This window comes from Enterococcus sp. 4G2_DIV0659 (assembly GCF_002140715.2).
In the GTDB taxonomy this organism is placed as follows: Bacteria; Bacillota; Bacilli; order Lactobacillales; family Enterococcaceae; genus Enterococcus_L; species Enterococcus_L mansonii.
Genome location: NZ_NGLE02000001.1, coordinates 2,779,290 through 2,792,539, shown reverse-complemented (window position 1 = coordinate 2,792,539; position 13,250 = coordinate 2,779,290). Strand labels below are relative to the sequence as shown.

Sequence of the window (13,250 nt, the reverse complement as noted above, 5' to 3'; positions counted from 1 at the left end):
TCACTTTCTCCTTTCTTATAAAAATGATGGGAATGGTGTATCATTTTCTGTTGTAAATACATCATCAAATCCTCGATAGAAATTGAATTCTAATTTGTCTTTATCATTTGGATAGGTGAACTTTCCGCCGACTTGCCAAATAAATGGTTTAAATTGATAATCCAAGCGATCTTTCTTAAATTTCCAAATTTCTGTAATTTCCTTTGGATCTGCCATGAAATTCGCCCAAATATCATAATGAACTGGAATAACTACATTTGCATTTAATGACTCGGCCATTCGTAACATATCCACCGATGTCACTTTGTCAGTGATTCCTCTTGGATTTTCTCCATAAGCGCCCAAGCAAACGTCTATTTTATGTTCGTTACCATGTTTTGCAAATAAGTTAGAATAGTGAGAATCCCCTGCATGATAAATATTTCCTCCGCTTGTTTCAAATAAGTAATTAACAGCAATTTCATCCATATCCTGAGGCATTTTCCCTTTTAATGTGACCTCTGGATCAGCGCATGTCACCAAAGCTGTTCTATCGAAGGCCTCTAATGCTACAATCTCTATATCTTTGATTGCCACACGATCTCCTGGCTTAACAATAGTTGTTTTAGCCTCTGGAATCCCCCAAGCTAACCAAGTGTCAACAACTTCTTTTGGTCCAATAAAACGAGCTTCTGGACAATTTTGATGAACAGCTGCGGCTGTATTAATATCTAAATGATCTGAATGAATATGAGTAACAACCAAAGCATCAACATCTTTCACTGCAAAAGGATCAATCACAAACGGTTGGGTTCTTAAATTCGGTTGCATATTTTCGCAACCACTCATACGCATCATTTGGTGTCCTTTTTTCATTTTGCCATTTCCATGAGATTGTTTGCCTGTACCACACCATAAGTCACATAAAATATTGGTTCCTTCATGAGACTTCAGCCAAATTCCAGTACAGCCTAGCCACCACATTGATACTGTTCCTGCTTGTACTTTTTCTTGCTCGATTTCTTCATTCAAATAGGTTCCCCACTCAGGAAACGTACTTAAAATCCAACTTTCTTTTGTCACGTCATGAATTGTTGCCATAATATCCCTCCGCTTTTTATCAATCTCGTTTACACTTTTCATTTTACAATATTTTAAACCGTTTTCAATCTATTTTTACGATCGTTTTATTTTTTTAAGAACGTTTAAACAGAAATAACTAGTTTAAATAAATATAATATCTTTATTTATGTTCATAAAACATTTTTTATGATATAGTTTTCTTGAGGTGATACTTATGAAAAAGTTATTTTGGAAGAGCATGTATGTTGGAAAAAAAATAGTCTTATGGATGGCGTACTTATTATTTACCCTTTATATCGGTCACTTAGTCGTTGCGTCAGAAAATATCGCAACTAAGCTTATTTTTGGTGGTATTGGATGTATCGTATTAAGTATTGTTTTACTTTTTGAATATTTAAAAAATAAGTATGAGAAGATGATTTATGCCTTAACTGTTGAATGTGATATACAAAAATCTACTCAATTAAAAAGCGAGTTACAGAAAAAAGATTTGTTTAATGGCTTTAAACAGTCTATTATTATTTTTGACGGCTTACTTTTATTAGACGAAGGAAACTATCCAGCATGTTTGGCGCATTTGCACAAAAATCAACGGTTTTTCCACTCTACATTGGATTACCTCTTCATTTATTATCATACGCAAATGCACTGCTATTCTTTTTTAAATGATGAAAAAAATTTAAAAACCACCTTAGAGCACTTATCTAAGTTAAAAAATAGCTCTAAAAGACAAATGCGTGGACTATTTTCTTGGCATGAAATTACAGGAATCAATTATTTTTATCAAGGTAGAAACAAAAAATGCTTAAGTGAATTAGAAGCCGTTGATAAAACTCGTTTAAATAACCGTGAACTAACGTACCATTTATACCTTAAAGGGCAGTGTTTACTACGCTTGAATGAAACTTCAGAGGGCTATCGTTTATTAAAAGAAGCAAGAGCGATGGGAAATAGCCTTGCCATTGTCCAAGTGAAATAGAAGTGGAGGAATTGAAATGAAAAGTTCGCACAAAACAATTAAAGAACGTCGTGAAAAGTTACTATCCTTACTCACCGCTGATGATCCTTTATTAGTAAAAGACATAAGCACAAAACTGGCTGTCTCTGAAATAACTGTTCGACGAGATTTAACTGCTTTAGAAAAGATGGGATTAGTGCACCGAGAGCATGGAAAAGCCCGAATTGTTAAAAAAACTGGAACGGCAGACTACAATGAGGAGCTTGAGGTTTTAAAAAATACAATTGCTAAAAAAGCAGCTGAATTTGTTAAAGACGGAGATACGTTATTTATCAATACTGGCTCGACCGCTTTATCCTCTTTAAAAAATTTAGAGAATAAGCGCGTGACGATTGTCACAAATAATGTAAAAGTCGCTAATCTTGATCATAATCCCAATTCAACTGTTATTTTATCAGGAGGAGAAATTCGTTTTCCAAAAGAAGCTCTAGTTGGTGATATTGCTATCGATTCATTTTCAAAGATGTCATCAGATATTTCAATTATAGGCTGCTCCGGTCTTAGTATAGAAAATGGCATCACAACACCTGTCTTACATGAATCCAAAATTAATTCATTGATTATCGAGCGAACAAATGGATTAGTTATCGTCGTAGCAGACTATCGTAAAATTGGTTTTTCTTCAAATTTTACAAGTGGTCATATCAAAGACATCAACTATTTGATCACCGATACATTTGCTCCGCCAGAAGTTCTTCGTGATATTGAAAAACAAGGCGTGCAAGTCATTCAAGTTGAAGTTTAAACATGTTAAATACTGAGAGAAGACATTGATTGTTTTCTTTTCAGTATTTTATTTGTTTAAAAATCGGTAATTTATGCTATAATGGTCAGAAATAATTTACAGATTTTTTGCAGCTATTCCCCTAGCTAGGCTATCTGTTTATCCGAAGATCCACAAGTTTATTTTGTTTTTCAATGAAAGGAGGATATCATGAGAATCAGACAATTAGATTACATTGTAAAAATCGTTGAATTAGGTTCAGTTAATGAAGCAGCAAAACAGCTGTTTATTACTCAGCCTAGTCTTTCTAACGCCGTTAAGGAATTGGAACAAGAAATGGGCATTCAAATTTTCCAACGCACACAAAAAGGGATGATTCTAACAACTGAAGGAACAGAATTTTTATCCTATGCTCGTCAAATTTTGGAGCAAGTGGATTTGATGGAAGAAAAATATAAAGGAGCAGAGACTAGACGTAGGCTATTTTCTGTTTCAGCCCAGCACTACGCTTTTGCAGTCCATGCATTTGTCCAGTTGATCAAATCTTATGAAAAAAATGAATATGAATTTACCTTTCGAGAAACTCAGACAAGTAATATTATTGAAGATGTCAGTAATTTTCAAAGTGAATTAGGCATTTTGTATTTAAACGCCTTCAATGAAAAGGTCATTCGCAAACTTTTAAGAGAAAAACAGCTCATTTTCCATCCACTATTCACTGCTTATCCACATGTCTTTGTCAGCAAACGAAATCCTTTAGTCGGGAAAAAAACAGTAACTTTAACGGATTTAGAAGACTTTCCCTATCTTTCTTTTGAGCAAGGACAGTTTAATTCTTTTTATTTTTCAGAAGAAATTTTGAGCACACGTTATCATAAAAAAAGTATTCGTGTCAGCGATCGAGCTACTTTATTCAATTTTTTAATTGGGCTTGATGGCTATACTATTAGTTCTGGGGTCTTAAGTCGTGAGCTAAATGATGAAAACATTGTGGCGATTCCTTTAGAGATTGAAGAAACCATGGAGATCGGTTGGATTCAGCCAGCTCAGATGACCTTATCTCCAATGGGGAAGGAATATTTGCGGTATTTAAAGGAACACATCGTGGATTATGGATTTACGATTTTTGAAGAGGAATAATAAATAAGCAAGGATAAAATCAAATGATTTCATCCCTGCTTATTTTGTTGTTCTCCATCTCAACGATTAAACGCTTCTTTCAGCTTTTTTATAGGCTAGCTTCTTGAAGCAATCCTTATGGAAAATAGATAATCTGATTCTGGAACAATGGCGGTTCCAAAGCCTGATTCCTAATTTTCTACAGGATTAAACGCTTCTCTCAGCTTTTTTTATAGGCTAGCTTCTTGAAGCAATCCTTATGGAAAATAGATAATCTGATTCTGGAACAATGGCGGTTCCAAAGCCTGATTCCTAATTTTCTACAGGATTAAACGCTTCTCTCAGCTTTTTTTATAGGCTAGATTCTTGAAGCAATCCTTATGGAAAATAGATAATCTGATTCTGGAACAATGGCGGTTCCAAATTCTGATTCCTAATTTTCTACAGGATTAAACGCTTTTCTCAGCTTTTTTTATTTGCTTGCTTCTCAATTGTCCGCAAGCTGCATCGATATCTGTTCCATGTTCTTTTCTGATTACGCAATTGACACCATTTTTCTTTAGAATGTCATAAAACTTCAACACATCTGCTTTATCACTTCGGCTGTACTGATCATGTTCACTAACAGGATTGTACGGAATTAAGTTAACATAGGTCAGTTTTTTCTTGTCCTTTAATAAGTTTGCCAATTGTTGCGCATGTTCTGGGCGATCATTGACATGATTTAACATAATATATTCAAACGTGATACGACGATTTGTTTTTTCAAGATACTCATCGACCGCTTCCATCAATTTTTCAATTGGGAAACTACGATTGATTCGCATAATCGATGTACGTACATCATTATTTGGCGCATGTAAAGAGATCGCTAAATTGACTTGTAAGCCATTATCCGCGAACTCTTTGATTTTTGGCACCAATCCGCTTGTAGATACCGTAATATGACGCGCACCAATTGCTAAACCTTTAGCATCATTGATTGTATGTAGGAAATTCATTAAGTTGTCATAATTATCAAATGGTTCACCGATCCCCATTACAACAATGTGACTCACACGTTCTCCTTGCCCACGCTCATCAAAATAATGTTGAACTAACATGATTTGTGCAACAATTTCTCCAGCTGTCAAATCACGTTGTTTTTTCAATAAGCCGCTTGCACAAAACGTACAGCCAATATTACAACCCACTTGAGTTGTTACACAAACAGACAAACCATATTCTTGACGCATCAATACAGTTTCGATCATGTTTTTATCCGGCAACTCAAATAGATACTTCACTGTACCATCTTTTGCTTCTTGAATAATCACTTGACGCAATGGATTGATAATAAAGTTTTCTTCTAATAATGCAATTAATTCTTTTGATAGATTGGTCATTTCTTTAAAAGTTGTGACACGCTTAATATAAAGCCATTCCCACACTTGAGTCGCGCGAAACTTTTTCTCGTCATGTTCAATAAACCATGAAATAAGTTCTTCTTTTGTTAGACCATAAATGGATGCTTTTTCCACTAGTTTTCTTCCTCATTTCTTCTAAACATTCGCTTCATAACTATAACTTATTGTACTCAATTTGTCCATAAGCGATCCAGATTATCCTATGTTCAATCTCACTTAATTTAATAAATAAAAAAGTTGATAAAAAACGGTACCTCCGTTTTTACCAACTTTAATTTATTATGCTTGAACCAAGCGATACACTTTTTTGAAATAAAAAACTCGAGCAACAAGATAATACACAAGTTGAATGACTACAAACACTCCTAGTACTTGCCAGCCAGCTACTTGCATGCCTTGATTAAACATATGATACATCGCAGTCAAAGCTACTGCTCCATGGATAACAGATACAATGATTGGCGTGAAGAATAATATACCGACCTGCTGGTAGATCATTTTTTTCAATTCTTTCTTTGTTAAGCCCATTTTATAAATCATCTTGAATTTTTCAACATCCACATCCATGTCACTATATAATCTGAAATACAAGAAACTTCCAGCAGAAACAAAAAAGACGATTCCGATAAAGATTCCTACAAACAAAATAGGAGCATAAGCATCTGTGATCGATTGTTTTGAATAAGTTTTTGCCATAAAAGGGATATTTTTTTCTTGAAATTTCCCAAGTGAAATAAGTTCATCATAACTAAGATTTTTTGGTTGCCAAATGGTCGTCATCGTACGTTCTAGACTTTGTAAATCAGTCTTATCCGGAACAAGTATATTTCTACTATAAGAAGAAAGCAACGTTGTCTCATCTGTTTTTACGACTGGTAAGTTTGTGCCATCAGGTAACTTAACTTCATTAATTTTAGCTTCTTTAGTGCCAACCGTATTCTTTGATAGTAATTGGACAGCTTGTCCTTGTGTTTGAATGGTTGGTTTTTTAGCAATTTCTGCTAACCGATTATACTCTGACTCTTTAATAAAATTAATTTGGTCTTTGTCAGTGTACATATTCAGCTCGCCTTCATCTACTTGAATCCCTTTCTCTACCAAGACCTGCCCAAACTCTTGCTTGATTTTCGTTGTTTCTTCATCCATTCCTGTAATTTGAAATTCAAAAGGCACCTGATTCATGCCATCCAAAATCATATTTTGAAAACCATATAATGTACCGATCGCTGCAAAAGCCACAGTTGATATGATAGAAACTAAGAAAAATGAACGTGCATTATCTTTCATCCGAAAAGCTAGATCAGAAAAAACAACCATATTCGTTTTTTTCCAAAAAATAGTTTGTTTCTTTTTTAATCGTTCAATGATGGAAACACTTAATTGATTAAATAAAAATCTTGTTCCTACAACGACTAAAAAGATCACTGGAAGCATAACCATTGGTACTAATAATCCATTTACTAATAACGCAACAGCATATCCTGTTCCTATCAATAAAACAGCTAAAATAGCCTTGATACGCGAATTTTTTATGGTTCCTTTACCTAGATCTCCTGCTTTTAATAATTCTTGTACTTTTAACTTAGGTAAACGAAATTGAATAAAAATCGAAATAGCTAAAAATAAAACAATGAACGAGAACACTGTCAAAACGAGTGCTTGCAAAGGAAAATAAAAGCCAAATTCCACATGCATCAATTGATTACTTAACCATAAAATAATTTGTGAAAATCCAATTCCTGCTAAACTTCCTATAATTGTTGCAAAAAAACCGATAACCAGATTTTCTATAAATACCATTTTTTTTAACTGCTTTGGACTCATTCCCTGAATCATCAACAAACCAAATTCCTTTTTCCGAGACTGGATAAAAACATCCATCGAATACAGAACAAAAAAGAAAGCAAATCCGTAAATAATAATGGCCGCAGCCAGCATGCCCATCTGAGCATTCTTATTCAGATCATTTGATAAGGCAGGATGGAAAGCAAATACTGTGAATGTGAAAAATACCATCACTGAAAACAAGGTACTCAGAAAATAAGCCATGTATAAATGCTTATTTCTCAGGGTATTTCGAACAACAAATTGACTAAAATTCACTATCTGCACCTTCAATCTCAGATAGTTTTATCATGATTTCATCGTAAAAAATCTTTTGATTTCCACTGTGGTGAATTTCATCAATTAGTTCACCATCTTTGATAAAAACAATCCGTTTGCAATAGCTGGCCGCCAGAGGATCATGTGTTACCATCAAAATTGTCGCTTTCTCTACGTCATTTAATTGCTGTAACAATTGCATAACGTCCCTTGAGGATTTTGTATCTAGATTTCCTGTAGGCTCATCCGCTAGTAATAATTGCGGCTGATGAATCATTGCTCTGGCAACAGCTACACGCTGTGCTTGTCCACCAGAAATTTCTGCAATTCGTTTTTTTAAAAGGCTAGCAATCCCTAAACGCTCAGCTAAAAGATTCAACTTTTCTTTCATAACAGAAATCTTTTCTCCATCTAACGTTAAGGGCAAGATAATATTTTCTTCTACCGTTAATGTTGGCATTAAATTAAAACTTTGGAAAATAAAACCTAGCTCTCTTCTTCTAAATTTCGCAATTTCTTCTTGGTTCAATTGATTTGGGTCTTTTCCATTCAATAGAATATGACCTGATGTAGGCTGATCGATCGTTGCTAAAAGATTCAAGAACGTACTTTTCCCACTTCCAGAAGGTCCCATGATTCCAATAAATTCACTATCATTGACGGTTAGATTCAACCCTTTTAAGGCCTCATACTTGATTTCAGTGCCATATGTTTTAGATAAATTCTCAACTTGTAACATCATTATCGCTCCTTTTCTCTACTACGTTAGTCTAGTCCAATTTCAACAAACGTACCATAGAAAAAAATAACAAGTTGCTTACACTTTTGTAAGCAACTTGTTATAACGTTTTTTTAATACCAATAGTTACAATAAATTACACTCCAGGTTCCATCGTGATCGCTTCATCTGGAATAGCTTTATCTGAAAATGGATTACTTGGCGTTCTCCATCTTAAATGGAAATATGAAACGGGTGCTTTTCTATTGAAATGTTCTGTTTGTATTTTAATCGTTTGTCCAGCTTTTAAATAGCGGAAATTCGTTAAGGTACCACCGATGAAATAATCTCGGTCGATAATTTTTTCATCATCTAAATAAACAGTTGCATTGTCATCAATTTCAACAGAGAAAGTATATTTTCCAGTATCTTTAACTGTTACGTATCCAACCTTTGTAACCTTGTAATGATCGATTCCTAAACCTGGATAAGGTTCTGTAGCATTGTAATCATCATCAAAGTTTGTTGCCGTTCCTGTTCCTTTATAATGGAAATAACCTAAATATTCTGGATAATCATAGAAAGTGGCACCAACGCCCGACCTTGCCTTTACTGTCACGTCAACAACAAATGCTGGTCCACTTGATGGTGTAACAGTAATTGTTGTTTTCCCTACTTTATTTGCTACCCAATTACCGTTTTGATCCACTGACATAATTTCTGGATTTGCACTTACAAAAGTCAATTCTTTATTCGTTGCATTCTCCGGAACAAAGGTCACCTTCAAGGTTCCTGTCTCACCAACATATTTGATTAGCGGATTCGGCTCTACAATAATGTGCTCTACTGGTACTTCTCTTTCTTTGACAATTACTTTTACAAGGCTTGATTTCCCATTGGTCGTTGTTACAGAAATCACCGTTTCGCCAACTTTTTTAGCTTCCCAATTTCCTGATGCATCCACAGTCATAATACTTGAATCCATAACTTTAAAATCTAAAATTTTATCCGTTGTATCGGCTGGTATTAATGTCACCTTCAAGGTTCCCGTCTCACCAACATACTTGATTAATGGGTTCGGCTCTACAATAATATCTTCCGCTGGTATATTAGGAATAGTCTTTTCATGAAGTGCTAACATGACTCCTTTTCTTAGTTCCTCTGGTTTAAGAAGATAAGGTGAAACACTTTTAGCATCTTTATCAAAATGTTTGTTTGGAACTACTTCATATTTATCTGGAAATGATACTGCCCTTACTTCGTATTTTTCATTTGGGGGAATATTAGTAAATGAATACTTACCATTAACAGTAGTTGTGGTTGTAGCTACCGGATTAGCTTTACCACCAATCTGATGCAACTCCAACACAACACCACCAATTCCTATTTCAGTTGTTCCTTTTTTACCATCTTGATCTTCATCGTTGAAGACCGTGCCGTTTAACGTAGCTGGCTTTGGGAAAAAACCTATAGAACCGTCTTCAAATTTTTCGCCTTCTTTTAATGAAACATAATTTGTGTGTCCATTTTCATCTAATTGAAAATATCCCGCTGAAATCGCTTTATAGCCTTCAGGAATATAAACTTTTAACCCGTATTTGTTTCTCTCAAGTCCTTCAAATATATATTTCCCATCTTCTTTTGTTGTGAATTCTTTTCCTGGGATTTCAACTCCTTTGCTATCAATTAATTTAACTAATATGCCTGAAAGACCTTGTTCTCCGGGATCTTGTTGGCCATTACCGTTTTGATCCACAAAGAGTATTCCACTTATAGACCCTGTACCACCTTCACCTACTTTCTTTTGCGCCATTGCGGAAACTCCTGAACAAAATACACTCAAAATTACGCCCAACATTACAACACTATTTACTATTTTCTTTATGTTCATACTATCTCTCCTTATAAAACCCTAGCCAGCCATCCTCGAATTGATCATCTTCTTCTAAGCTAACGAAACCCGTCTGACCATTTTTATCCATTTGAAAATATCTTGATGTAACGACTCGGTAACCTTTAGGAACTTCAATTTTCAAAGCATAGTTTCTTCCTTCAAGTCCTTCAAATATATATTTCCCATCCGCTCTTGTCGTTACTTCTTTCCCTGGAATTTCAGTTCCATTTTCATCAGTTAACTTAATCGATATACCTGAAAGGCCTTTTTCGTTGATATCTTGCTTACCATTTATATTTGTATCCTCAAAAAATACTCCACTTATAGAACTTGTTCCACCCGTTTTATAAAAACCTAACCAACCATCTTCGAATTGATCATTTTCTTCTAAACTAACGAAACCCGTCTGACCATTTTTATCCATTTGAAAATATCTTGATGTAACGACTCGGTAACCTTTAGGAACTTCAATTTTCAAAGCATAGTTTCTTCCTTCAAGTCCTTCAAATATATATTTCCCATCCGCTCTTGTCGTTACTTCTTTCCCTGGAATTTCAGTTCCATTTTCATCAGTTAACTTAATCGATATACCTGAAAGACCTTTTTCGTTGATATCTTTCTTACCATTTATATTTGTATCCTCAAAAAATACTCCACTTATAGAACTTGTTCCACTCACTTTATTTTGTGCCATTGCGGGAATATTTAAAAAAAATATGCTTAACATCACGCCCCACATTACAACACTGCTTACTATTTTCCTTATTTTCATGCTATCTCCTTTTGATTTACTATTTTAGTTATAATTTTTACCTGTCTTTATCATAAACTCTCGCTTTCAAATAAACACATTCTTAAAATCTAAATTTATTAGTCATTTTTTAGGCAAAAAATCCCCCTGCAAAATAACCTTCCCTCTCATTTTTGTTTATTTGAAGAAAACTAAACAATTGTAAGAAAAAGCTGTTTTGCTTGGGGAATTTCAATAATACGTTCGTTTAAAATTTCTACATAATATAAAATCTATGGTAATACTATGGGGGAAATATTTTTAAATACCTTGTAAATCCGGTGTTGTGTACAACAATTCTTTTGGAATCAGTGCATACGGATTTAAGTACATGGACGGTGTAGTCCACATTAAATCATAATAGTATCTACCTGTACTTGCTTGAGCTGCACTATAAAATGGAGCAACTGTTTTAACTTTAATGATTTGTCCTGCTTGCAAATAGATAGGGGTAGCGTTTTGGACAATAACATCATTTATATACACTTGCACTTGTGCTGAACCTGTAGCATAAAATTTATAACTACCTGTTTCAGTTAGCTTAATATACGCTGTTTTTTTCACTTGAAAACCAGCTGCAGGATCTATTCCTGGATAAGGTTGTTTGTTGTAAATACAACTAAAGTCAAGTGTTGCATCTTCATATTGACTTGCCACTGGAATAAAATTTGTTGTCAACCCTTGACGTCTTTCATATTCTGTAAAAACACCATGAATTAATTTATCAGGAGCAACTATATCTGCTCCAGCTAAATCTTCTGTTGTATATAGTAATTCTTTTGGAATCAATTGGCTTACTAGAGGGGCTGATGGAACATTCCAATACACGCTAGTTAGATATTGACCATTACTAGACGATGAAGCCATTGAAGGGAACGTATGAACCACTTTTACCTTTATCACTTGCCCTGCCTGTAAATAAATATACGGATAAGTTGGCGAAATCAATGTATCATTAACATAAATTTGTGTAGCACCACTACTACTAGTTAAAAATCTATATGTCCCAGTATCACTTAACTTGATATATGCAGTTTTTTGAACTCTAAATCCATTATTAGGATTAATACCTGGATAAGGTTCTCTATTTGTAGCTCCTTCAAAATCTAAAGTTGTATTTTCATATTGACTAGCTACTGGAATATAGTTCACTCCATCTTTTCTGAAATACTCTGTGAATGTACCATGTACTATTTTTGCATCAGCTTTGATTAATGAGTCGTTATTTTTTACTAGTTCTTCTGCTGAAACAGAATTAACGTTAATCATTACTGCAAAACATGCAATTAAAAATAAACTAATTTTAAAAATATTATTTTTCCCTTTTATTTCCATCTTTTCCATCCTTTTATTCTCATTTTTTCATTTCCCCCGTTGCCATTCTAGCATCAAACAACCAAATTGTAAATTGTTTATTTAAATATGGTATAATTTATTATTAAAATAGATATTATTTTAAACCAACAAATATTCTTATTTCCAACTTTTTTCTTCTGTTTAGCTTTGTTTCTCTTATTTTCTTCTCTTGTTTTTTATTTATTTATATTTTTTTATAATAACTATACGTACAAGGAAGGTATCAAAAATACCGGTTCAATTATTACTTATTCAGCTCTTTATTTTTTCAGCAGTCCAGTGTCCCTTTTACGCCTATGTTAGAGCTGCTCTAGTAGATTTATTGGTAGTATCCTCATTTCAACAATGCCAATAATATCCTTTTCTTCAACCAGTCCATAATAACGACTATCTGTAGAATAGGGTCTATTATCACCAAGGACAAGGTAATTTTTTTCTGGAATTCTTGTCAAACCAAAATCTTCTTCGAGATTGAAATCCTCAGTGTATGAATTATCTGTATTTTTAGCTTGACCAATCTCCTCATAGATAAATTTCTCTACTACTATATTGCCATTTATATACAGTTGATCTCCTTTATAGTTAACGCTCTCCCCAGGAAGTCCAATAATTCTTCTAATATCATTTCCTCTACCATCAGGTTTTCTAATATAGGCCAGCTTAAATCTTCGTTTAACACTATTTCGATTAATAAAAACCATTTCCTTATCCGCCAAAGTTGGAATCATACCGTATCCCTCCACTTTAGCAAATGTAAAAGTAAAAAGAGAAAACAACCAGATAATACTTATAGAAATGAGTAACGTACTTCCAATTTCTAACAACAACTTCTTATATAAGTTACTCCTCCGTAGCCTTTTCCTTTTTTGTTTTCCATGGTTCTTTTTGCGCGTGGTTTCGTGTTGCCTGTACTTATTATTTCTCCACTCTTTCTTCCTCATAATTTTTTTCTTAAAAGCTACTCTTGTACTTCTTTTTGGATTGTTTTTTTTCTTATTCGCACTATTTTTTAAGGCTATTTTCTGCTTGCTTTGATTTTTTTCTCTCATGTCTTTACCTC

At 34.0% G+C, this 13,250-nt stretch carries 11 protein-coding genes; 3 read left to right on the top strand and 8 right to left on the bottom strand.

The window, feature by feature from the left end; translation table 11 throughout:
* Positions 1-15: 15 nt before the first annotated feature.
* Positions 16-1,080 (bottom strand): L-ascorbate 6-phosphate lactonase, encoded by a 1,065-nt coding sequence (ulaG, locus tag A5880_RS13075; RefSeq protein ID WP_419469614.1) that lies wholly within the window; start codon positions 1,078-1,080, stop codon positions 16-18.
* A gap of 196 nt (positions 1,081-1,276) precedes the next feature.
* On the opposite strand from ulaG, the gene A5880_RS13070 reads away from it, so the two are divergent.
* From A5880_RS13070 to A5880_RS13060, 3 genes are all read left to right on the top strand, one after another.
* Positions 1,277-2,041 (top strand): hypothetical protein, encoded by a 765-nt coding sequence (locus tag A5880_RS13070; RefSeq protein WP_086329460.1) that lies wholly within the window; start codon positions 1,277-1,279, stop codon positions 2,039-2,041.
* A gap of 16 nt (positions 2,042-2,057) precedes the next feature.
* On the top strand, positions 2,058-2,825 hold the full coding sequence (locus A5880_RS13065; protein ID WP_086329459.1) for a DeoR/GlpR family DNA-binding transcription regulator: 768 nt from the start codon (positions 2,058-2,060) through the stop codon (positions 2,823-2,825).
* 189 nt (positions 2,826-3,014) lie between these two features.
* On the top strand, positions 3,015-3,944 hold the full coding sequence (locus A5880_RS13060; protein ID WP_086329458.1) for a LysR family transcriptional regulator: 930 nt from the start codon (positions 3,015-3,017) through the stop codon (positions 3,942-3,944).
* Positions 3,945-4,372: 428 nt separating this feature from the next.
* Here A5880_RS13060 and rlmN read toward each other — a convergent pair whose 3' ends face one another.
* The 7 genes from rlmN to lepB form a co-directional block, all read right to left on the bottom strand.
* Positions 4,373-5,443: a dual-specificity RNA methyltransferase RlmN gene (rlmN, locus tag A5880_RS13055; RefSeq protein WP_086329457.1), complete on the bottom strand. Its 1,071-nt coding sequence runs from the start codon at positions 5,441-5,443 to the stop codon at positions 4,373-4,375.
* A gap of 165 nt (positions 5,444-5,608) precedes the next feature.
* On the bottom strand, positions 5,609-7,432 hold the full coding sequence (locus A5880_RS13050; protein ID WP_086329456.1) for an ABC transporter permease: 1,824 nt from the start codon (positions 7,430-7,432) through the stop codon (positions 5,609-5,611).
* Positions 7,422-8,171: an ABC transporter ATP-binding protein gene (locus A5880_RS13045; protein ID WP_086329455.1), complete on the bottom strand. Its 750-nt coding sequence runs from the start codon at positions 8,169-8,171 to the stop codon at positions 7,422-7,424. Before A5880_RS13045 ends, A5880_RS13050 begins: the two co-directional genes overlap by 11 nt.
* 136 nt (positions 8,172-8,307) lie before the next feature.
* The gene (locus A5880_RS13040) at positions 8,308-10,041 is read right to left on the bottom strand and encodes an SdrD B-like domain-containing protein (RefSeq protein WP_086329454.1); all 1,734 of its coding nucleotides are present in this window, start codon (positions 10,039-10,041) and stop codon (positions 8,308-8,310) included.
* Between the two features lies 1 nt (position 10,042).
* Positions 10,043-10,816 carry an SdrD B-like domain-containing protein gene (locus tag A5880_RS13035; RefSeq protein ID WP_336577179.1) on the bottom strand — a complete coding sequence of 258 codons (774 nt, stop codon included), beginning with the start codon at positions 10,814-10,816 and terminating at the stop codon, positions 10,043-10,045.
* 279 nt (positions 10,817-11,095) lie between these two features.
* Positions 11,096-12,178 (bottom strand): PA14 domain-containing protein, encoded by a 1,083-nt coding sequence (locus A5880_RS13030; RefSeq protein ID WP_143353616.1) that lies wholly within the window; start codon positions 12,176-12,178, stop codon positions 11,096-11,098.
* Positions 12,179-12,489: 311 nt separating this feature from the next.
* Complete coding sequence (lepB, locus tag A5880_RS13025; RefSeq protein WP_256924781.1) at positions 12,490-13,239, bottom strand: signal peptidase I; 750 nt, start codon at positions 13,237-13,239, stop codon at positions 12,490-12,492.
* Between the last annotated feature and the right edge of the window lie 11 nt (positions 13,240-13,250).